The organism is Bacillus sp. YP1, from assembly GCF_000877815.1.
Taxonomy (GTDB): Bacteria; Bacillota; Bacilli; order Bacillales; family Bacillaceae; genus Bacillus; species Bacillus subtilis.
Window position 1 is genome coordinate 3,452,895 of record NZ_CP010014.1, and the last position, 21,130, is coordinate 3,474,024.

At 46.2% G+C, this 21,130-nt stretch carries 19 protein-coding genes and 1 pseudogene; 7 read left to right on the forward strand and 13 right to left on the reverse strand.

What is annotated here, in order from left to right; all coding sequences use genetic code 11:
• Positions 1-104 precede the first annotated feature (104 nt).
• The 3 genes from cls (QF06_RS17000) to QF06_RS17010 all read left to right on the forward strand — a co-directional run bounded on the left by cls (QF06_RS17000) (position 105) and on the right by QF06_RS17010 (position 2,629).
• Positions 105-1,301: a cardiolipin synthase gene (cls, locus tag QF06_RS17000; protein WP_003227602.1), complete on the forward strand. Its 1,197-nt coding sequence runs from the start codon at positions 105-107 to the stop codon at positions 1,299-1,301.
• Positions 1,302-1,313: 12 nt separating this feature from the next.
• Positions 1,314-2,276 (forward strand): UV DNA damage repair endonuclease UvsE, encoded by a 963-nt coding sequence (gene uvsE / locus QF06_RS17005; RefSeq protein WP_003227599.1) that lies wholly within the window; start codon positions 1,314-1,316, stop codon positions 2,274-2,276.
• A gap of 80 nt (positions 2,277-2,356) precedes the next feature.
• The gene (locus QF06_RS17010; protein ID WP_003227597.1) at positions 2,357-2,629 is read left to right on the forward strand and encodes a hypothetical protein; all 273 of its coding nucleotides are present in this window, start codon (positions 2,357-2,359) and stop codon (positions 2,627-2,629) included.
• 41 nt (positions 2,630-2,670) lie between these two features.
• Here QF06_RS17010 and QF06_RS17015 read toward each other — a convergent pair whose 3' ends face one another.
• From QF06_RS17015 to arfM, 9 genes and pseudogenes are all read right to left on the reverse strand, one after another.
• Positions 2,671-3,195 (reverse strand): dihydrofolate reductase family protein, encoded by a 525-nt coding sequence (locus tag QF06_RS17015; RefSeq protein ID WP_003227595.1) that lies wholly within the window; start codon positions 3,193-3,195, stop codon positions 2,671-2,673.
• Positions 3,196-3,204: 9 nt separating this feature from the next.
• A complete protein-coding gene (locus QF06_RS17020) occupies positions 3,205-4,932 on the reverse strand; it encodes an ABC transporter ATP-binding protein (protein ID WP_003227593.1) in 1,728 nt (575 codons plus the stop codon).
• A gap of 88 nt (positions 4,933-5,020) precedes the next feature.
• Positions 5,021-6,523, reverse strand: a complete 1,503-nt coding sequence (cls, locus tag QF06_RS17025; RefSeq protein WP_003227591.1) for a cardiolipin synthase — start codon at positions 6,521-6,523, stop codon at positions 5,021-5,023.
• Between the two features lie 130 nt (positions 6,524-6,653).
• Positions 6,654-6,850: pseudogene (locus QF06_RS22185) on the reverse strand (YitT family protein); the annotation flags it as partial.
• Between the two features lie 158 nt (positions 6,851-7,008).
• A complete protein-coding gene (narI, locus tag QF06_RS17030) occupies positions 7,009-7,680 on the reverse strand; it encodes a respiratory nitrate reductase subunit gamma (protein ID WP_003227587.1) in 672 nt (223 codons plus the stop codon).
• On the reverse strand, positions 7,677-8,231 hold the full coding sequence (narJ, locus tag QF06_RS17035; protein WP_003227586.1) for a nitrate reductase molybdenum cofactor assembly chaperone: 555 nt from the start codon (positions 8,229-8,231) through the stop codon (positions 7,677-7,679). Before narJ ends, narI begins: the two co-directional genes overlap by 4 nt.
• A gap of 25 nt (positions 8,232-8,256) precedes the next feature.
• A complete protein-coding gene (gene narH / locus QF06_RS17040) occupies positions 8,257-9,720 on the reverse strand; it encodes a nitrate reductase subunit beta (protein WP_043940220.1) in 1,464 nt (487 codons plus the stop codon).
• Positions 9,710-13,396, reverse strand: a complete 3,687-nt coding sequence (locus QF06_RS17045; RefSeq protein WP_043940221.1) for a nitrate reductase subunit alpha — start codon at positions 13,394-13,396, stop codon at positions 9,710-9,712. Before QF06_RS17045 ends, narH begins: the two co-directional genes overlap by 11 nt.
• A gap of 194 nt (positions 13,397-13,590) precedes the next feature.
• On the reverse strand, positions 13,591-14,067 hold the full coding sequence (arfM, locus tag QF06_RS17050) for a Crp/Fnr family transcriptional regulator ArfM (protein WP_043940222.1): 477 nt from the start codon (positions 14,065-14,067) through the stop codon (positions 13,591-13,593).
• 143 nt (positions 14,068-14,210) lie between these two features.
• Between arfM and QF06_RS17055 the strand changes: the two genes are divergently transcribed.
• The gene (locus QF06_RS17055; RefSeq protein ID WP_014481214.1) at positions 14,211-14,930 is read left to right on the forward strand and encodes a YwiC-like family protein; all 720 of its coding nucleotides are present in this window, start codon (positions 14,211-14,213) and stop codon (positions 14,928-14,930) included.
• Positions 14,931-14,961: 31 nt separating this feature from the next.
• Here the strand turns inward: QF06_RS17055 and fnr are convergent, their stop codons facing one another.
• The 4 genes from fnr to QF06_RS17075 all read right to left on the reverse strand — a co-directional run bounded on the left by fnr (position 14,962) and on the right by QF06_RS17075 (position 19,194).
• A complete protein-coding gene (gene fnr, locus QF06_RS17060) occupies positions 14,962-15,678 on the reverse strand; it encodes a fumarate/nitrate reduction transcriptional regulator Fnr (protein ID WP_014481215.1) in 717 nt (238 codons plus the stop codon).
• A 97-nt stretch (positions 15,679-15,775) separates the two neighbouring features.
• Positions 15,776-16,963, reverse strand: coding sequence for a nitrate transporter NarK (gene narK, locus QF06_RS17065; protein WP_015250995.1), 1,188 nt, complete (start codon positions 16,961-16,963; stop codon positions 15,776-15,778).
• Positions 16,964-17,098: 135 nt separating this feature from the next.
• On the reverse strand, positions 17,099-18,769 hold the full coding sequence (gene argS / locus QF06_RS17070; protein ID WP_015250994.1) for an arginine--tRNA ligase: 1,671 nt from the start codon (positions 18,767-18,769) through the stop codon (positions 17,099-17,101).
• Complete coding sequence (locus QF06_RS17075) at positions 18,766-19,194, reverse strand: YwiB family protein (protein ID WP_003243604.1); 429 nt, start codon at positions 19,192-19,194, stop codon at positions 18,766-18,768. Before QF06_RS17075 ends, argS begins: the two co-directional genes overlap by 4 nt.
• A 312-nt stretch (positions 19,195-19,506) precedes the next feature.
• On the opposite strand from QF06_RS17075, the gene sboA reads away from it, so the two are divergent.
• Genes sboA through albA form a run of 3 tightly spaced genes read left to right on the forward strand, consistent with a single transcriptional unit; the run spans position 19,507 to position 21,118 of the window.
• Entirely contained in the window at positions 19,507-19,638 is a 132-nt protein-coding gene (sboA, locus tag QF06_RS17080; RefSeq protein ID WP_003222002.1) for a subtilosin A, read from the forward strand.
• On the forward strand, positions 19,595-19,747 hold the full coding sequence (sboX, locus tag QF06_RS21555; protein ID WP_010886632.1) for a bacteriocin-like protein SboX: 153 nt from the start codon (positions 19,595-19,597) through the stop codon (positions 19,745-19,747). Before sboA ends, sboX begins: the two co-directional genes overlap by 44 nt.
• A 24-nt stretch (positions 19,748-19,771) precedes the next feature.
• On the forward strand, positions 19,772-21,118 hold the full coding sequence (albA, locus tag QF06_RS17085) for a subtilosin maturase AlbA (RefSeq protein ID WP_015714887.1): 1,347 nt from the start codon (positions 19,772-19,774) through the stop codon (positions 21,116-21,118).
• Positions 21,119-21,130: the final 12 nt, after the last annotated feature.

The following is a 21,130-nucleotide window of genomic DNA, read 5'->3' on the forward strand; positions in this document are numbered from 1 at the left end:
CTGTATAAGATTATCTTTATGATAAATAATGAATGAGTGTTCAGTCAATAATTAAATTCCTGCTGTTCGGGCACACTACCTTTACTACGGAAAGGAGTGCCGGTATGAAGGTATTTATCGTGATTATGATCATTGTCGTTATTTTCTTTGCCTTGATTCTGCTTGATATCTTCATGGGCCGTGCCGGATACAGAAAAAAGGCGTACGAGCCTGTTTTTTCAAAAAAGAAGAGTGACATCGAATTGATCCACTGCGGCGCTGATCTCGTTGAGCGGATGATGAATGATATTCGCCAGGCCGCCTCTTCTGTTCACATGATGTTTTTTATTATGAAAAATGATGAGGTCAGCCACAATATGTATACCTTGCTGAAAACAAAAGCCCAAGCTGGCGTATCCGTTTATTTGCTTCTGGATTGGGCGGGCTGCCGGGCAATTAAAAAAACGGCGCTTCAGACGATGAAAAATGCCGGCGTCCATGTCCATGTGATGAATCGTCCCCGTTTTCCTTTTTTCTTTTTTCACATGCAAAAACGGAATCACCGGAAGATTACGGTGATAGACGGAAAAATCGGTTATATCGGCGGGTTTAATATCGCCGAAGAATATCTTGGAAAGAAGGCGAAGTTCGGCAATTGGGAGGATTATCATCTGCGCATGATCGGAGAAGGCGTACATGATCTTCAAACGCTTTTTGCTTCTGATCTAAAACGAAATACCGGAATCGAACTGGGTTCGGATGTTTGGCCAAAGCTTCAGCAAGGGACTATTTCTCACAAGATCTATGCGACCGACGGTTATTCCCTTGAAAACATATACTTGGCCAACATTGCCCAAGCGAAGAATCGCCTTACGGTTTGCACGCCTTATTACATTCCATCAAAACCGCTTCAAGAGGCCCTTATTAACGCAAGAAAAAACGGCGTATCCGTGAGAATCATTGTACCGATGAAATCAGACCATCCGCTGGTACGAGAAGCGGCTTTTACGTATTATTCGGAGCTCTTGGATGCCGGCTGTCTTATTTATCGTTATTATCAAGGGTTTTATCATGTAAAAGCCCTCATCATAGACGACCATCTCAGCATTATCGGAACAGCCAACTTCGATAAACGGAGCCTGTTCTTAAATGAAGAGGTGAATGTTGAAATTGATGACGAAGCGTTTACAAGTGAAGTCTATGCCACAATTGAGGAGGATATGAAAAAGTCGGAGCTGCTGACGATGGAGGATTTCAGCAAGCGCACATTCAGGCAGCGCCCGGCGGAATGGCTCGGCAGGGCATTATCTTATTTCTTATAAAGGAGAGTTCCTATGATTTTCAGATTCGGGTTCGTTTCAAATGCGATGAGCCTTTGGGATGCGTCTCCCGCTAAAACATTGACATTCGCGCGTTATTCAAAGCTTTCAAAGACTGAAAGAAAAGAAGCGCTTCTGACTGTGACAAAAGCCAATTTGCGCAATACGATGAGAACCCTTCACTATATCATCGGCCACGGCATTCCTTTGTACCGTTTTTCCAGTTCGATTGTGCCGCTGGCTACGCATCCCGACGTGATGTGGGATTTTGTAACACCGTTTCAAAAAGAGTTTCGGGAGATTGGAGAGCTTGTTAAAACCCATCAACTGCGAACAAGCTTTCATCCAAATCAATTCACTCTGTTTACGAGCCCGAAGGAATCCGTCACAAAAAATGCGGTAACAGATATGGCGTATCACTACCGCATGCTTGAGGCCATGGGCATTGCTGATCGCTCCGTTATCAACATTCATATTGGCGGCGCTTACGGAAATAAAGACACCGCCACTGCACAATTTCATCAAAATATAAAACAGCTGCCGCAGGAGATCAAAGAGCGGATGACACTTGAAAATGATGATAAAACATATACAACGGAAGAAACGCTTCAGGTCTGTGAGCAGGAGGATGTTCCGTTTGTCTTTGACTTTCATCATTTTTACGCCAATCCAGACGATCACGCCGACCTGAATGTAGCACTGCCCCGCATGATCAAAACGTGGGAGCGGATCGGCCTTCAGCCAAAGGTTCACTTGTCTTCCCCAAAATCGGAGCAAGCGATACGCAGCCACGCCGATTATGTTGACGCCAACTTTTTGCTGCCACTGTTGGAACGCTTTAGGCAATGGGGAACTAATATTGATTTCATGATTGAAGCAAAGCAGAAAGACAAGGCGCTTCTCCGCTTGATGGATGAATTAAGCTCCATCCGCGGTGTCAAACGCATCGGGGGCGGTGCGCTGCAATGGAAGTCATAAATGTGCAAAAATAGGTTTACGACTTGTCAGCTTTGGGAACTTAGGCTATATAAGACAACAATCGATGGAGGAGAAAGATCATGAAAAATATCAAGTCTCTGAAAGTAGCCGCACAGGCCTTTACTTTAAGAAATTTGATTCATCTTTATAAAATGTGCCATTCCGGAAGCCACGAGGTTTATATTTATTCAAAGAAAACGATGTGCAAAATCAAAAGCTTAATTGAGCTTGAAACGTTCCGCATGGCTCATAATGAAAAGGAATATCTGATCGTAGTTGAAGGAACAAAAGCATCACAGCTCATTGAAAAATTCCAAAATCTCATCGAGCCTGCTGAGAGAGAAGCGCTCTAACTTACATACAAAAAAGGATAGACATCTGTCTATCCTTTTTCTTATGCTCTTACATAATGGAGCTGAACCGCTTGTCCAAATTGTTTTGTCCCTTTTAACCGCAGTTTTGTTTCATTTGTTAGTTCGTGAAACAGCGGGATGCCGCTTCCTAAAACGACGGGAATAACAGTGATGATGAATTCGTCGATGGCATCTTCTTTCATAAAGTCATTCACAAGCTCTGCCCCGCCAGCTATCCAGATGTTTGAGCCTTTTTCCTGTTTCAAACGGGCAGTGAAGGCTCTGGCTCCCTCATTGATAAACGTCACATGTTCATCTTGATAACTGTCGGGCGATCCTGTAAAAACATAGCAGGTTTTATCCTGATACGGGAAAACCGGTGTTAGCACTTTAACGTGCTCATATGTGCTCCGCCCTAAAATGACTGTATCAACAGTCTGATAAAAATCACTGTAGCCGTTGTCACCTTCACCTTCAAATTCATCCAGCCAATCGATGCTTCCATCTTCTTTTGCGATCATCCCGTCCAATGAAACAGCAATGTACAGCACAGTTTTTCTTTCCATGTTCTCCTCCTATCGATGCACCATTTGCCCGAATTGCGCTTGATGCAGCCTGCTGTATAGGCCTCCGGCTTCGATCAGGTCTTGATGACGGCCTTGTTCTTCAATACCGTTGTTTGTGACGACTACAATTCTGTCCGCGTCTTTGATTGTTGCCAGCCTGTGGGCGATGACAAGCGTCGTGCGCCCCTCAGACAACTCTTGAAGCGCCTTTTGGATCGCCGCTTCCGTCTCTGTATCAAGGGCTGAGGTGGCTTCGTCGAGAATCAAGATCGACGGATTTTTCAAGAACATCCTTGCAATTGACAGACGCTGTTTTTGCCCGCCGGAAAGCTTCACGCCGCGTTCGCCAATCATAGTATCCAACCCATCGGGCATGTTATGGACGAGCTCTTCCAGATGCGCCTGCTTCACAGCTTGCCAAATGTCTTCTTCTGATGCGCCTAGTCGGCCGTAGGCGATATTTTCTCTAAGCGTGCCCGAGAATAAGAAAACGTCCTGCTGCACGACGCCAATCTGCCCGCGCAACGAAGAAAGCGTCATGTCTTTTATACTGATGCCGTCAATCGTAATGTCGCCCTCCGATGCTTCATAAAAACGCGGAAGCAGACTGCAAAGCGTTGATTTCCCAGCACCTGACGGACCGACGAACGCCACCGTTTCCCCCGCTTGAATGGATAGGTTGATGTCATTGAGGACATTGTGATGGTCATCATAGCCAAACGAAACATGTTTATAGCGGATATTGCCCTTCAGGCCGGAAACATCTCTCGCATCAGGTGAATCCTGAATGTCCGGCTCTGTCTCCATGAGCTCCATATAGCTTTTGAAACCCGCGATCCCCCTCGGATACATTTCGATAATGGCATTAATTTTGTCAATAGGCCTGAACAGCACATTTGTCAGGAGCACAAACGCCACAAATTCCCCGTACGATAAGGAGCCGCGAATGACAAACCACGTCCCGCACAAAAGGACAAACAGCGTGACAAACCGGGTCAGCATATAGCTGATTGACCCGTTTTTCGCCATGATTTTGTAGGAAGAAAGCTTTGTGACACGAAAACGCTGGTTGTTGACGGCGAAGCGTTCTTTTTCAAACGCTTCATTTCCGAACGCCTGCACAAGCCGGATGCCGCCGATGTTATTTTCTACACGCGCGCTGAAGTCTCCGATATCCTTGTTCAGCGTGGTAAATGCTTTGGTCATTTTTTTGTTGAAATAAAGCGCTAGCCAAATGACGATCGGCATAATGATAAACGTTAATAAAGCAAGCTGCCAGTTAATAAACAGCATCACTCCGAACGCCCCGAGAATGGTCATGACCGCAATGAATAAGTCTTCCGGACCGTGATGGGCGACTTCACCGATATACATTAAATCGTTCGTGAGCTTCGACATCAGCGTTCCCGTCTTGTTGTTGTCGTAAAATTTGAACGAGAGCTTTTGCAAATGGTCAAAAAGCGACTTTCTCATATCAGTCTCAATATTGATACCAAGCATGTGTCCCCAGTAGGTCACGATATACTGAAGAGCCGAGCTGAGCGCGTACACCGCAAATAACCCGATTGAGGTCGCGATGATCAGCCCCCAGTCCCTGCCCGGCAGCAAGGTATCAATAAAATAATTAACAATCAAAGGAAAACTCAGCTCCATTAAACCTCCCGCGATCGCTGAGAAAAAGTCGAGAAAGAACAACGTTTTATATGGTTTATAGTATGAAAAAAATTGCCGCAGCACCCTATCTTCCCCCAATGTATAAATAACTGATAATATTTCTCAATTATACTATACACGGGCTGTTTTGAAAGATCAGATTTCTTTTTTCTTACAGAACACCTGAAAACAGGCGGGCAAACGACTCTTTTGTCCGGTCAGCCACGCCTCTTTTATAAAAGCCGACAGGGCTGAGCTTTTCACTTTCCTGCATATCCTCTTCAAAATGGGCCTCAAGGGTTCGGATCGCTTCGGCATCCGTGAAGAACACATTCACTTCAAAGTTGAGCTGAAAGCTGCGCATGTCCATATTCGCGGTACCGACGGAGGCGAGATCGCCATCAATGATCATGACTTTTTGATGCATGAAGCCTTTTTGGTAGGAGTACACTTCAATGCCCTCAAGGAGCAGCTCCGGGAAATAGGACCTCGACGCGTATTGGGTCAAAAAGCTGTCGTTCTTCTCCGGCACCATAACCCTTACCTCTACCCCCTTTGTCGCCGCTGCTTTTAGCGCCGTGCGAATGGATTCATTGGGGACAAAATAGGGCGTGGCGATCCATATTGATTTCTGCGCTGAAGAAATCATTTCATAATAAAGGTCGCTCATGCTTTCCTTCATGTCAGGGCCTGTCGCGACAATTTGATAAATGCCTCCTCCTTCCACGGGAACCGGGGTATTGTACTCCTCTTGATCAATTAGCACTTCATTGGAGACATATTCCCAATCCAGCATAAAGATAGCGTGGAGCGTTTGCACAATTTCCCCCTCAAGCCGCAGGTGTGTATCTCTCCAAAATCCGATGTACGGATCTCTGCTGATATATTCCTTCCCAACATTTAATCCGCCCACAAAACCGGTTTTCCCATCGATGATCACGATTTTTCGGTGATTTCTGAAATTCAGCTTCTGGTTGAAAAACCCGTATTTCAGCGGAGAAAACGGGACGATGTCCACCCCCGCTTGTTCCATTCTCATAATATCTCTTCTTGCCAGCTTCATGCTTCCTGCCGCATCGTATAAAAACCTCACCTCGACACCCTGGCGCGCTTTCTCCATCATAATATCCATCATGCCGCGTCCGAGCATGTCTGATTTAAACATGTAGTATTCAATATGTATGTAAGATTCCGCTTTTCTCATTGCTTTGAAAATGTCCGGGAAGGTTTCTTCGCCGTTTTTCAGCACTTTGATGTTGCTTTTCGTATTGATATTCATATGGGCAGCCCTGATGGAATATGTAAAGAACCTCTCTTGATTGTCCTTCAGCCCTGTCACTTCGGGCGTTTCCTCCTTGTCAAACAGCTTCCTGAGCTTTTCCCTGTTGTACATTCGTTTTGTCTTAAACAGCTTTCCCTTTACATAAAGCTGTCCCGAAAACAGATAAAACACGTAGCCGACGATTGGAAAAAAGACAAGAATATGGATCCATAGCAGCGTGTGCTGCGAGGTGCGGTTTTCAAGAATTAATGAATAGATGCTGAACAAAATAATGCTTATATAGCAAAGCAATCCTCCGTAAAACTCAAGCCTGGAAACCGGAAAAAACCAAATGACATATGCCCCGATGAGCATCATATATAAAAAGAAAAATTCCAGTCTCCTTTTCAGCATCCTGATTCTCTCCAATCTGATTCAATTACCTCTGTATTACCTCTTTTTTCTAATCGATAAACCTTGTAAGTAAAAAACCTCTCCGCCAAAGGAGGAGAGGTTTAGAGAAAACTAACTGTCACGGAATTCATCCGCATCGTTTCTGCAGAAATAAAGCAAGACTATTGGCAACGCCGAGTGACAACATGAGCGGCAAGCTGAACCCGCTCAGCACTCCGGCAAGCGCCGAAAAGAAGGCGGCGCTGTGACTGCAAATACGGTGGATAGAGTAAATTTGATACCCATTCTGATGAGAGAAAATATATAAAACGGGAAATTGATCAGAAAGATATAAGGAGTTAGTCAGGCTGAATCATAATCTGGCTGTTCCGCCGGTTTAAAATGAGTAAAATCCTTGATGTTATTTCCATATACAAACATAACAGGATTCCCGGCAGCCCAGCCATTACCTTGGCAGAAAAAACCCCCTCTTGCAAGGGGGATTTTCACGAGCGTTTCCGATATACAACGTAGCTGCGGGTCAGATACTTGAGCGGCAGACTGAACACATGAACCAATCTCGTAAACGGCCACAGGATAAAAACGACGTATCCTATCACAATATGAAACTTAAACCATAGCGGGACACTCTCCATCAAAGAGGCGTCAGGCCTGAACAAAACGATTTCCCTGAACCAGGGCCCGACTGTGGTCCGGTAATCAAATCCTTTCGAATCAATGTTGAGAAACGTGGCCGCAACGCCTGACAGCATCATGAACAGCAGCAGGAGGAGCGTAAGGATATCGGATGGCGAGCTCGTTTTGCGGATCCTTTTGTCAAACAGCCTTCTGTACGTCAGGATGACAAGTCCGGTACATGCCGCAATGCCCGCCGGCAAGCCAGCGCCAATGGCCATTTTGTGATACATATGCTCTGAAATGCCAAGGGAAGCATACACGCCTTCCGGGATCAGAATCCCCATGACATGCCCACCGACAACGCACAGCAGTCCCCAGTGAAAAAGTGTGCTGCCCGCGGCGAGTTTTTTCTTTTCTAACATCTCGCTTGATTTCGCCGTCCAGCCAAATTGGTCATGCTGATAGCGGTAAATATGGCCGCCGATAAAGATTGTCAATACAATGTATGGCATAATACCCCAGAGGATCTGCCCGCTCATGCCTGAACAGCCCCTTCAACGCTTTCACGTACGCCAATGTTTTCAAGCGCGGCCAGCAGCACGTGCAGCAGTTCAGCGTATATACTGTCATTTTTTTCGAGACGGGATGCCAGCTCCCTCACATTGGACAGATATTTCTCAAACACGCTTCTCGCTGCTTCAATTTCTGCAGCCGCAGCAAATTCCAGCATCAGCGGCAGATAATCAGGCAGCTCTTTCTCTGTCGGCAGGAAACCGGATTGCTCGTATGCGTTTTTTAAATGCAGCAATTCAATGCCGCGTTCCCTTTGCTCGCCCGAGTTAAAGTAGGTGACATACATATTTGTTTTTTTCCCAAAGTCGAACGTATAGACATAGTGTTCAATCAGCGCTTCCGGTGAAAAGCTGGCTGACGCCTCGAAAAAGTGCAGCAGCTTCTCCCGGATTTGCCGGTTGCTGATTTCATGGATAAGAGCCTTCCAATCGGGAATCTCGGCTCTCCACTCTTCATCCGGATAAGAGAGAAGAGAGGAAAGAGCGGAGAACGTCATTTGCCGGTCTGTGGTGTTCATCTTGTTACACCTCATTTATCAAAAGTTAGAAACAGGAGCCGGGGCCGCCTGAAAATGATAAGCCGCAGCTCCCTTGTTCAGCATATAAATCTGAAACTTCTTCTCGATGACTGCTCGGTATCACAAAGCGGTCATCATATTTGGCAATCGCAAGCAGCCGATACATATCTTCAATTTGCTGTTCTGTTAAGCCGACACTGGAGACCAGTTCCGGGTCGATTGATTTATTCGTCTGGATCGCTCTCATATACTGGCGCATGACAGACATTTTCTTCAACGTTGACCGAATATGATCCGTATCACCGGCTGTTAACAGCTGCGCCAAATAATCTATCGGGATTCTCATTTGGTCGATAGCCGGAAAAATATCTTCCGCGGATTGCCGGCTGCCTTTTCCTTCAAAGAGATTCATAATCGGGCTGAGCGGCGGAATGTACCACACCATTGGCAGGGTGCGGTACTCTGGATGAAGCGGCAGCGCAATCTTCCAGTCAATGATCATTTTATAAATCGGCGATTGCTGCGCAGCCTCTATCCAATCAGACGGAATGCCTTGTTCTTTTGCCAGCTTGGCAACCTCAGGATCATTTGGGTCAAGAAAAACGTCCAATTGTGAATGGTAGAGATCCTTTTCATTTTCAACAGATGCCGCTTCCTCCACTTTGTCCGCGTCATACAGCATGACGCCGAGGTAGCGGATTCTGCCAACACACGTCTCAGAGCAGATGGTTGGCAGTCCCGCCTCCAAACGCGGAAAGCAGAGTGTGCATTTTTCCGCTTTGTTCGTTTGCCAGTTAAAATAGACTTTTTTATAAGGACAGGATGAGACGCAATATCTCCATGAACGGCATGCGTTTTGATCCACAAGCACAATGCCGTCCTCCTCGCGTTTGTACATGGCGCCGGATGGACAGGATGAGACGCATGCCGGGTTGATGCAGTGCTCGCAAATACGGGGCAAATACATCATAAAGACGTCATCGAATTCTGTTTTGATCGATTCCTCCATCTTTTGTACGTTGGGATCTTCAAGTCCCGTAATGTGGCCGCCTGCGAGATCGTCCTCCCAGTTCGGTCCCCATTCGATATTCATGAAATCCCCCGTCAAGGACGATTTCGGGCGTGCTACCGGCTGGTGTTTTTTCTGCGGGCTGTTCGTTAATGTTTCATAATCATAGTTCCAAGGTTCATAGTAATCATCAATTGACGGCTGATTCGGATTATAGAAAAGGCCTGCAAGCCGATTGGTTTTCGAGCCCGATTTCAGCTCGAGCTTTCCTTTTTTCAATGTCCAGCCGCCTTTATATTTGTCCTGGTCCTCCCATTGCTTCGGGTAGCCGATGCCCGGCTTTGTTTCTACATTATTGAAGTACATATATTCCGCACCGGAACGGTTTGTCCACGTGTTTTTGCAAGTGACGCTGCACGTGTGGCAGCCGATGCATTTATCCAAGTTCATGACCATACCGATTTGCGCTTTAATCTTCAAGCCAATCGACCTCCTTCAGCTTGCGGATGACGACATTCAGGTCGCGCTGATTCCCCGTTGGGCCGTAATAGTTAAAGCCGTAGCTGAGCTGGGCGTAGCCCCCGATCATCTGTGTCGGCTTGACGTGAATCCTTGTCGGGCTGTTATGGGTGCCTCCGCGGTTATTTGTCAGTTTCGTGCCGGGCACGTTGATGTGGCGGTCCTGGGCATGGTGCATAAACGCCATTCCTTTAGGAATCCGATGAGACAAAACGGCTCTCGCGACGACTACGCCATTTCGGTTGAAGCATTCAATCCAATTGTTGTCTTTGATATCCGTATCCTCTGCATCATCTTTATTCATCCATACGGTCGGCCCGCCGCGGAACAGCGTCAGCATCGGCAGGGAATCAAAATACATGCTGTGGACAGACCATTTATTATGCGGCGTCAAATAATTAAGGACGATTTCTTTTCCCTCTTGATCAGGCCGCTTGCTCAGAAACGGGCGATGCTGGAGGATCGGTTTGAATGTCGCCATCGTTTCACCGAATTCCATCATCAGTTCATGATCGACATAATAGGATTGTCTGCCTGTCAGCGTCCGCCACGGAATTAATTTTTCAACATTCGTTGTAAACGGCGAATACCTGCGCCCTCCTTTTTCAGAGCCGGAAAACGCTGGAGACGTGATCACCGTTTTCGGCTGGGCTGTAATTTGTTCGAACGTAAAGCATTCTTCCTCGCGTTCTTCCGCCAGGTCTTTCAGCTTCAGGTTCGTGATGTTTTCAAGTGATTCCCATGCTTTGACGGCGACCTTTCCATTCGAAGTGGATGATAGGGTTAAAATCGCTTCTGCTGCCTGCTTTGCTTCACTTATATTTGGACATCCCTTTGCGACACTGTCCGAGGTGATTTCTCCCAATCTCTGTTTGAGTGATTCATATTCATCGGCTATTGACCAGCTCATCCCTTTTGTTCCGCTCGGCTTTAAAGCAACGTTCGGACCAAGTGCAGTCATTTTATGAAAAATGTGTTTGTAATCCCGTTCAACGACTTGGATGTTCGGCATCGTTTTTCCCGGAATGGCTTCACATTCGCCTTTGCTCCAGTCATTGATTTTGCCGAATGGCTGGGCCAATTCCTGCATGGTGTCATGGAGGAGCGGCGTCGCAACCACTTCTTTCACGGGCTCCATATCGACTTCTTCTGCCAGATCGGAAACGGCTTTTGACAGCGCCTTGAAAATATCCCAGTCTGACTTCGATTCCCACGGAGCCGAGATCGCAGGAGCAAATGGATGAATGAACGGATGCATATCTGTGCTGCTGAGATCGTGTTTTTCATACCATGTCGCCGCCGGCAGCACGATATCGGAATACAGCGCCGTACCGGCCATTCGGAAGTCAAGATTGATTAACAAGTCGAGCTTTCCTTCCGGCGCCTGCTCCCGCCATTTGATTTCTTCAGGGCGGATGCTGTCGCTGTCGTCATTCATCAAGCCGTTTGTCGTCCCTAACAAATGCTTGAGAAAATATTCATGCCCTTTTCCTGAGCTCGAGATCAGATTTGCCCGCCATACGAAGAGATTTCTTGGGAAATTCACTTCATTATCAGGATCTTCAATCGCGAATTTCAGTTTTTTCTCTTGGAGCTGTGAGGCCACGTACGCACCAACGTCTTCAGGTGTTTCTGCCCCTGCTTTTTCAGCTTCTTTATACAGATCGATGCCATTTTGATTGAAAGTCGGGTAAGACGGAAGCCACCCCAGCCGCGCGGCCAGCACATTGTAATCAGCGTGGTGCTTGTAGCGGGATGACGCAGCAATCGGCGATGCCAAATCACTGATCGGCTGGTCCTCATACCGCCACTGATCTGTCGCAAAGTAGAAAAATGAGGTGCCGTTTTGCAGCTTGGGCACGCCTTCCCAGTCCTTTGCAGTTGCAATGGTCTGCCACCCTTCAGCAGGTCGGAGCTTTTCCTGCCCCACGTAATGGGCCCAGCCTCCGCCGTTTACGCCTTGGGCGCCTACAAGTAAAACAAGATTTAACACCGCTCGGTAGATCGTGTCGGAGTTGAACCAGTGGTTAATGCCGGCCCCTACGATAATCATGGATCGGCCGTCTGTATCGATCGCATTTTGGGCAAACTCTCTGGCAATCTTAACGACAGCTTCTTTTTTGATTCCTGTCATTTGTTCCTGCCAGGCAGGCGTAAACGGCTCAGGATCATCATAGGAGACAGCCGATCGTTCGCCGATGCCCCGGTTCACGCCGTAGTTAGCCAGTATCAAGTCAAACACGGTCGTGACGTACGTCTCTTCACCGTTCAGGTTCATTTTTTTAATAGGAAGATCCCGCTCGAGCACTTTGTTTCCGTCATTTGAAAAATAAGGAATGCGCACCGTGCCGATTTCATCCTCTATTCCGAGCACAGAGAGACGGGGTTCAATCGGTTCCCCGGTTTCTTCATCAATCATGTGCAGGTTCCATTTCTGCTGCCCGTCCCAGCGCGAGCCCATTGTCCCTTGGGGTATGGCAAATGAACTTGTCTGTTCATCCCAAACCGCAGGCTTCCACTGATCATGCTTTGTCTTCCGCCCGATGTCCTTCGCATGCAGAAACCGTCCCGCTGTGTATACGCCATTTTCTTTTGACAGGGTGACGAGAAATGGAAAATCAGTGTATTGCTTCGCGTACTCAATAAAACGTTCAGTTTCTTGGTTCACGTAAAATTCCTGCAGAATGACGTGACCCATCGCCATCGCAAGCGCCCCGTCAGTCCCTTGGCGAATACTCAGCCAGTCATCCGCGAACTTTGAGGATTCCGCAAAATCCGGACTGATCGAAATGACCTTAGCGCCTTTATAGCGGGCCTCCGCCAAAAAATGCGCGTCAGGCGTTCTCGTTAACGGAACGTTGGAGCCCCATGTGATGATATAGCCGGAATTGTACCAATCACTGCTTTCCGGAACGTCCGTCTGGTCACCCCAAATTTGCGGGGATGCTGGTGGAAGATCCGCATACCAGTCATAAAAACTGAGCATAGGGCCTCCGATTAACGACATAAACCGGGAGCCTGATGCATGGCTGATCATGGACATGGCCGGAATCGGAGAAAAACCGACGTTTCGGTCAGGCCCGTATTTCATCACTGTATACAACAGAGAGGCTGAAATCAGCTTCAGCACCTCCGGCCATTCAGCTCGCACAAAACCGCCTTTCCCTCTCGCCTGTTTATAGGACTTCGCTTTTTCAGGGTTTTCGACGATCGATTTCCAGGCTTCCAATGGATTTTGATGTTCTTGCAGTGCCTCCCGCCATAAATTAATCAGTACACCGCGCACATATGGATATTTCACACGCAGCGGGCTGTAGATATACCATGAAAAACTGGCCCCCCGCGGGCAGCCTCTCGGTTCAAAATCAGGCATATCCGGGCCTGTTGATGGATAATTCAAATTTTGCCCTTCCCACGTGACAATTCCGTTTTTCACATAAATATTCCAGCTGCAAGACCCTGTACAGTTAACGCCGTGGGTGGAGCGAACGACTTTGTCGTACTGCCATCTGTTTCTGTATACATTCTCCCAATCGCGATCTTCGCGGGTGGTTTGGCTATGTTTATTTGAATGGTGTTCGATAGGAGAGAAATAATTCAATCTCCTAAACAACGGACTCCTTTTCTTTTTCTTCATGAGAGTTCACTCCTTCCGAGTCAGGTGATACTAAGTTCACTATAAACAGAGACAGCGTGTTTCCTTGTGAACTATGTCACACACTCTGATTTTGTCACAAAATGTTCACACAAAGGAGAAGGAAGGCTGCGTTCAGGCAGAACGCTTGGGTCATTAGCCGCCTTTCATTCAAAGATCAAAAAAACCGGCTCTATTTAAGAACCGGGCTCAACGTTTTCATCCTGTGATGTATGCAAATACCGCAAAAATAATTGATAGGAACAAAAAACATTTTGCTGAAGCATAGCCAAAAAGTTCATTTGCAGCTGCGGATGATAAGACATCATTTTCTTAAATATGTAATATGGGATGTTGAGAATCAGAATGTCTGAAGTAGCATTGACTGAGATAAAGGGCGATAAATAAAGCCCGCCTTTTTCATCAATCGGAAACACATCGCCTTTTTCCCACAGCGCAACGGTTTTCGACCCTTCAGGGAGCCTTGTGTCCATAAAACGGACACTGCCTTTTAATACAATATAAACAGATTGAGAATGAAGAAAAGATGGAGACTGATCACATGAACCGCGGATAAACGTGCCGTTTTTCAGCAAGGTTTCGACAATGGATAGAGGCACTTCATTAAACATAGGAAGTTGTTTCAGAAATAATAAATAGTCACACTGATTCATAGGAAAACCTCCTGTGCTAAGGATAGCTTTAGTGTAGCTCGACTGAGCCTGTACAGCAGTGATGTATTTCACAGCCTGTATGATGAATGTCACTTATCAGGAGGGTGAATGCATTTATAATGAAAGAAAAAAGGAGGATTTCGATGAAGGCGCTGATTCCGAAGCAGCACGGGGCGTGGGCGATGCTGCTGATCCCATTTTTACTCGGCATGGTCAAGGGAGGCCCCGTTATTTGGCATATTCCGCTCTTCCTTGGTTGGCTTTTCCTATACTTAGCGGTTTATCCCGTTACGCTTGCCTTAAAAAAGAAACAAAGCAAACCATATCAAAAGTGGATGTGTTATTACGGTTTTCCCGCCTGCTGCTTTTTGATGATCTCGGTCTTTCATAAGCCGCCTCTCATCTGGGTGGGCGTTTCTTTACTGCCGCTGTTTCTCATACATATGTATTTTGCCCGCAGAAAAAACGAACGAGCCTTATTGAATGATGTTGCAGGTGTCTTGTTCTTTTGTTCGGGCGGGTTTGCGAGCTGCTGGCTGGGGATGGGAACCCTTGACGGCTGGGCTTGGTTTATTTTCTTGCAGTCTGCTTTATTTTTTATCGGGAGTTCCTTTTATGTGAAATCGGTGATCCGCGAGAGAAAAAACAGGGCATTTGCATACTGGTCATGGGGATATCACCTGCTGCTCCCCTTTTTATCCGCTCTTTTCGGAGCAGGATGGGCGTTTCTCGCTTTTATCCCGAGCAGCTTGCGGGCATGGTTTTTTCATGGAAGGGATTGGCCCGTAAAAACGATTGGCATTCTGGAAATCGTGAATGCCTGCTTCTTTCTTGCCGTCATGTGCCTGTTTATCACAAGGTAAAAAAACAAGGACACCGCTGTCCTTGTTTTTTTCAGTCAATATTGCAAATCTCCAGCGGGCAATTTTCACACTCAATCTCACATCGTAAATAGTCCCGCTTGTGCAAAATAATTTTTCCGGATTCGTCTATCGAAATAACCCCTTTTTTGCGGAGATCTCCCAGCATACGGTTGATGCTTTCCCGTGCAGCCGCACAAAACTTTGCCAAATCCTGATTTGTCAGGACAATGTTAATCAGAATGCCGTCGCTTCGCTCCACTCCGTAGCTGTTTGATAAGCGGATAAGGGTAGAATAGAGCGCCCCCTTTTTGCCATGAAGAAGCAGATCCCTGATTTTGGACTGAATCTTCCGGAGGTGCGTGCTCATCCATTTCATGAACTCAAATGTCAAAGCGCCGTTTTGGATTAATTCTTTTTCCAGTTTATTTTTATTAATGACGAGCACCTCGCCATCCTCTAGCACTTTTGCACTGAGCATATACCTTGGTTCTTCAGTGAAAAGTGTTAATTCTCCGACGATATCATGCTTTTGGCAGATTCTAAGCGTCAGGTCTTTTCCGTCAGATGTCAGCTTGCCGATTTCAATGAGTCCTGATTGAATCAGATAAAGCTCTTCTGCATCCATTCCTTCTCGAAACAAATACGTGTGTTTTTCCATTTTTCTTTTCGTGCTGATCGATTCCAGCAATTCATGCAGATCGCTGGATATAAGATCACTATCAGATGGTCGAACAGAGAGAAAATTCATGAGCTCACCTCGAAGAAAGTCACGTTGTGTGTTTATTGTAACGTGAATTGATTTGTACCCATCGAGAAAAAACTAACAATCTTGTGAATGCCCAGTGTTAGTTGATGCTCTGGCTGTTTCTCTCCGTGTGTGTTTTCATTCTTTCCTGCCAATACATCCATATGACAAGGACAAAACTGGCTAACGCCACCTCTGAAAGCGCCATAAACCCGATCGCGTACTGGCCTGTTGCCTGAAACACACTCGCCAATATGAGCGGAGGAAAAAAGCCGCCTAATCCGCCCATGGCAGACACAATCCCATTGGCAATCCCCGCTTGCTTCGAAAAATAGAAAGGCACCAGTTTAAAAACAGTCCCATTTCCTACGCCTGAGCAGACGGCCACAGTTAATGATCCAAACGTATAAAGGCCGATTGTCGGCGAGAACGATAGGATAATGCCTGATAATGTAAGCCCGGCAAAAACAAACATCAAGATGCGGAGCGGGCTCATTTTATCAGCCAGGAATCCGCCCGCAGGCCTGAGCAGCGTAGAAACCGCAATAAAGCCAGCCGTCCGCAAGCCGGCATCTGCAGGATTCAGCCCAAAATGCTCCACCAGAAAGTTCGGCAGATAGATAGTGAAGGCGACAAAGGCACCGAACGTAATAAAATAAAACAGGCTCAGAAACCATAGCACATGATTTCGGTAAACGGCTTTGATTTGAGTCTTAACAGAAACTTTGACCTTCTTCTCATGCCTGTCGCCAAACAAAACGTGCAGTAAGGCAAAGACAGCCAGCAAAACCAAATACATCTGCACGGTTGATTTCCACCCGACGGCTTGAGCGATAACCGGCGCTGCAAATGTCGTAACGGCTGTCCCGATATTTCCTGCACCGTAAATCCCATTGACGACACCGTGCTTTTCTTTCGGATAATATTTCGGGAGGGAGGTCACCCCAATGGAAAACACCGCTCCCCCGATCCCTAAGAAAAAGCCGCCTGCGATTAAATCAAACAGAGAATCCGCGATACTGATCCAAAATACAGGAAATAAAAGCAGGATGAAGCTGACCATAAACATGAGCCGCGCGCCAAACCTGTTCGTTAAATACCCTAAAGGAATGCGGAGAAGCGACCCGAGGATCACAGGAATCGCGGTCACTAAAGAAATCTCACCCTTGCTTAAATGAATATCTAATGTGATTTGGGAAATGAGTGATGAAATCAGCACCCAAACCATAAACCCTGCCACCAAGCTTAATGACTGTAACGATAATTGAATGTGTTGACGGTTGATCATTTGGCTTGCCCCTTTCAATGATTCAATAATCAGTCTTATCATACAAAAACTCGGCAAACAGGATTGTGAATTACATCACACGTTTTTCTCATAAAAAAAGGACAAAGCCCGAAGACTTTGTCCTTTTGTTCGTGATTACATTTTTTCCGGAGCCGATACGCCGATCAGCTGAAGCGCATTGTTCAGCGTAATTTGCGTTGCCTTCATTAAAGCCAGGCGCGCGCGGCTTTTCTCTTCATTTTCAGGGTCGATGACTTTCTCTGCGTTGTAGAAGCTGTGCAGAGCAGAAGCCAGATCATAAATATAGTTAGTGACACGGTGCGGAATTCGTTTTTCCGCTGCTTCCGCCACTGCCTCTGGGAAGCCGCCGATCGTTTTCAGCAGATCGTATTCTTTTTCTGATTGAATATGGCTGAAATCAAGATCTGCCGCCGGTTTAAGCCCCTGCTCTTCCCCTTGGCGAAGCATGCTGCAAATACGTGCATGCGCGTATTGTGCATAATACACAGGGTTTTCGTTAGATGTTGATACAGCAAGATCTAAGTCAAAATCCATATGGGTGTCTGCACTTCGCATTGCAAAGAAGTAACGCACGGCATCCAAGCCGACTTCTTCAATCAGGTCACGCATCGTTACGGCTTTACCGGTCCGTTTGCTCATTTTCATTTTCTCGCCGTTTTTGTAAAGGTGAACGAGCTGAATGATTTCTACTTCAAGCGTTCCTTTTTCATACCCCAGCGCTTCGATTGCCGCTTTCATACGCGGGATGTAGCCGTGGTGATCGGCGCCCCAAACGTTGATCAGCTTATCAAAGCCGCGGTCAAGCTTGTCCTTATGATACGCGATATCAGGAAGCAGGTACGTGTACGTGCCGTCCTTCTTGATCAATACGCGGTCTTTATCATCGCCGAACGTCGTGGAACGGAACCAAGTCGCGCCGTCTTCTTCATAGACATGGCCTTTTTCGCGGAGCGCTTCAAGCGCCGTGTCGATTTTTCCATTTTGGTACAGTGAAGTTTCGGAATACCACACATCAAACGGCACACGGAAGTTTTCCAAGTCCTTGCGAAGCTTGTCCAGCTCGTATTTCAGGCCGTATTCACGGAAAAACGCGAGGCGTTCACTTTCCTCTTCGTTAACGAAACGGTCACCGTATTCCTCAGCGAGACGCTTTCCGATCGCAATGATATCCTCGCCGCGGTAGCCATCCTCCGGCATCGGTTTTTCCAATCCGAGCGCTTCAAAGTAACGGACTTCAACAGAAAGCGCCAGATTGTTGATTTGGTTTCCCGCATCGTTAATGTAGTATTCGCGGCTTACATCGTAACCCGCTTTTGAAAGCACGTTGCACAAGGAATCGCCGACAGCCGCCCCGCGCGCATGCCCGAGGTGAAGGTCTCCCGTCGGATTCGCTGATACGAATTCTACCTGAACTCGTTCACCGTTTCCGATGTTCGTTTCCCCGTATGCTTCCCCTGCTTCCAGTACAGACGGAATCAGCTTTGTTAAATATTGATTGTTCATATAGAAATTGATAAAACCCGGGCCGGCGATATCCAGTTTTTCAATCGAAGCCTTTCCTTTATCAAAATGAGCGACAATCTCTTCAGCGATTTGACGCGGCGCTTTTTTTGCCACTCTTGCCAACTGCATCGCCATATTCGTTGAGTAGTCGCCGTGTGTTTTATCTTTCGGTGTTTCTAAAACAACATTGGGAATCTGGCTTTCTTCAGCCAGTCCCGCTTTCAGAACGGCCGCTTTGATTTCTTCTTTCAGCACGTCCTTCATTTGTTCCGCAATGTTCATGCGTGAGTTCCTCCCTCATACGTGATCGTCATATTATGTAAATGCTCCTGCTCGTCTCCGACATGCATGTCATATGCGATGCTGATACGGCCTTTTTCTTCATCGAGATCAGATTGAATCGATTTTGTGCTTGTTTTCAGCTCAAGCTCACCAAATGACATTTTATATTTAGCAATTGTGGAAGCTCCCGTTACGAAACGCTGATTCATTTTGACAGCGCCTGACCTCATGACCAGGACTTCGCCTTCGCTTACTTTCACAATCGTTTTGACTTTGCCTAAGTCGTGTTCTTCATAATAAGATAGATACACTTTATTTTGTTTTACATAGTAAAATCCGGTGGTGCGGAATTCGATGACTTCTTGGTTTCCGTCATCCTCGATCACAGACTTCACATGGAGTGTTATCGGTGTCTCTTGCTTCATTCTGACACGTCCTTTTCATCATTCCACTTTGACTTGAATAGTATAATCATTCGGTTTGTAAACTTCAACTGCTTCTATCTTACCATCATTGCTCATCAGATTTGAAGATAAACCTCATAAAAAGCATTTCCTTATATAGAAGAGAAAATCATATCACTAATTACCTTTAGGAAATGTTACATTTTTCCGAAATCTATCATTTCCTTTTCACATTTTTTTCAAAATATATGTATTGAATTAGTAATTTGATAGTTTTAAGATAAAAGTACAACATAGATCTGCTAGAAAAACAAAAAAAGGGAGGATTCAATTATGAAAAAAGCTGTCATTGTAGAAAACAAAGGTTGTGCAACATGCTCGATCGGAGCCGCTTGTCTAGTGGACGGTCCTATCCCTGATTTTGAAATTGCCGGTGCAACAGGTCTATTCGGTCTATGGGGGTAAGGATCTCCCAAAAGGGCATAGTCATTCTACTATGCCCTTTTTAAGTAAATTACAATTTTTAACTAAAATCTACCTCTTGGATATACATACACAACCGTTTTTCATTTGAATCATATGTATAGGGGATGGTATTTTGTTTATAGAGCAGATGTTTCCATTTATTAATGAAAGTGTAAGAGTTCACCAGCTTCCTGAGGGCGGCGTGTTAGAAATCGACTACTTGCGCGATAATGTCTCCATTTCTGACTTTGAGTATTTGGATCTCAACAAAACGGCTTACGAGCTCTGCATGCGCATGGATGGCCAAAAAACAGCTGAGCAGATTTTAGCTGAGCAATGTGCAGTGTATGATGAATCACCGGAAGACCATAAAGATTGGTATTACGACATGCTCAACATGCTCCAGAACAAGCAGGTTATTCAGCTTGGAAACCGGGCCAGCCGCCATACAATCACCACGAGCGGAAGCAATGAATTTCCGATGCCCCTGCACGCCACCTTTGAACTGACGCACCGCTGTAATTTGAAATGCGCCCACTGTTATTTGGAAAGCTCACCTGAAGCGCTCGGCACCGTGTCGATTGAGCAATTCAAAAAAACGGCTGATATGCTGTTTGATAACGGTGTATTGACATGCGAAATCACGGGTGGGGAAATTTTTGTCCATCCAAACGCCAATGAGATTCTTGACTATGTGTGTAAAAAGTTCAAAAAAGTCGCTGTCTTAACAAACGGAACACTCATGCGAAAAGAGAGTTTGGAGCTTTTGAAGGCTTACAAGCAAAAAATCATCGTCGGCATTTCTCTTGATAGTGTCAATTCCGAGGTCCATGACTCCTTTAGAGGGAGAAAAGGCTCTTTTGCCCAAACTTGTAAAACGATAAAATTGTTGAGTGACCACGGTATATTTGTCAGAGTCGCTATGTCTGTCTTCGAAAAAAACATGTGGGAAATCCACGATATGGCCCAAAAGGTTCGGGATCTCGGGGCGAAGGCGTTTTCTTACAATTGGGTTGATGATTTCGGAAGAGGCAGAGATATTGTCCATCCAACGAAAGACGCCGAGCAGCACCGCAAGTTTATGGAATACGAGCAAAATGTGATTGATGAGTTTAAAGATCTGATTCCGATTATTCCCTATGAGAGAAAACGCGCGGCAAATTGCGGCGCTGGCTGGAAGTCCATTGTGATCAGCCCGTTCGGCGAAGTACGTCCTTGCGCCCTCTTTCCAAAGGAATTTTCATTGGGAAATATTTTTCATGATTCCTATGAAAGCATCTTTAACTCCCCTCTCGTCCATAAACTGTGGCAAGCGCAAGCGCCGCGGTTCAGCGAACATTGCATGAAAGACAAATGCCCGTTCAGCGGCTATTGCGGAGGCTGTTACTTAAAAGGGCTGAACTCTAACAAATATCACCGAAAAAACATTTGCTCTTGGGCGAAAAATGAACAATTAGAAGACGTGGTCCAGCTTATTTAGGAGGGAAACGAT

What these genes read in the sequence shown, in the direction of transcription:
- cls (WP_003227602.1), top strand. Translation starts at nt 105, where the DNA reads ATGAAGGTATTTATCGTGATTATGATCATTGTCGTTATTTTCTTTGCC.
- uvsE (WP_003227599.1), top strand. Translation starts at nt 1,314, where the DNA reads ATGATTTTCAGATTCGGGTTCGTTTCAAATGCGATGAGCCTTTGGGAT.
- QF06_RS17010 (WP_003227597.1), top strand. Translation starts at nt 2,357, where the DNA reads ATGAAAAATATCAAGTCTCTGAAAGTAGCCGCACAGGCCTTTACTTTA.
- QF06_RS17015 (WP_003227595.1), bottom strand. Translation starts at nt 3,195, where the DNA reads ATGGAAAGAAAAACTGTGCTGTACATTGCTGTTTCATTGGACGGGATG.
- cls (WP_003227591.1), bottom strand. Translation starts at nt 6,523, where the DNA reads ATGCTGAAAAGGAGACTGGAATTTTTCTTTTTATATATGATGCTCATC.
- narI (WP_003227587.1), bottom strand. Translation starts at nt 7,680, where the DNA reads ATGAGCGGGCAGATCCTCTGGGGTATTATGCCATACATTGTATTGACA.
- narJ (WP_003227586.1), bottom strand. Translation starts at nt 8,231, where the DNA reads ATGAACACCACAGACCGGCAAATGACGTTCTCCGCTCTTTCCTCTCTT.
- QF06_RS17045 (WP_043940221.1), bottom strand. Translation starts at nt 13,396, where the DNA reads ATGAAGAAAAAGAAAAGGAGTCCGTTGTTTAGGAGATTGAATTATTTC.
- arfM (WP_043940222.1), bottom strand. Translation starts at nt 14,067, where the DNA reads ATGAATCAGTGTGACTATTTATTATTTCTGAAACAACTTCCTATGTTT.
- QF06_RS17055 (WP_014481214.1), top strand. Translation starts at nt 14,211, where the DNA reads ATGAAGGCGCTGATTCCGAAGCAGCACGGGGCGTGGGCGATGCTGCTG.
- fnr (WP_014481215.1), bottom strand. Translation starts at nt 15,678, where the DNA reads ATGAATTTTCTCTCTGTTCGACCATCTGATAGTGATCTTATATCCAGC.
- narK (WP_015250995.1), bottom strand. Translation starts at nt 16,963, where the DNA reads ATGATCAACCGTCAACACATTCAATTATCGTTACAGTCATTAAGCTTG.
- argS (WP_015250994.1), bottom strand. Translation starts at nt 18,769, where the DNA reads ATGAACATTGCGGAACAAATGAAGGACGTGCTGAAAGAAGAAATCAAA.
- QF06_RS17075 (WP_003243604.1), bottom strand. Translation starts at nt 19,194, where the DNA reads ATGAAGCAAGAGACACCGATAACACTCCATGTGAAGTCTGTGATCGAG.
- sboA (WP_003222002.1), top strand. Translation starts at nt 19,507, where the DNA reads ATGAAAAAAGCTGTCATTGTAGAAAACAAAGGTTGTGCAACATGCTCG.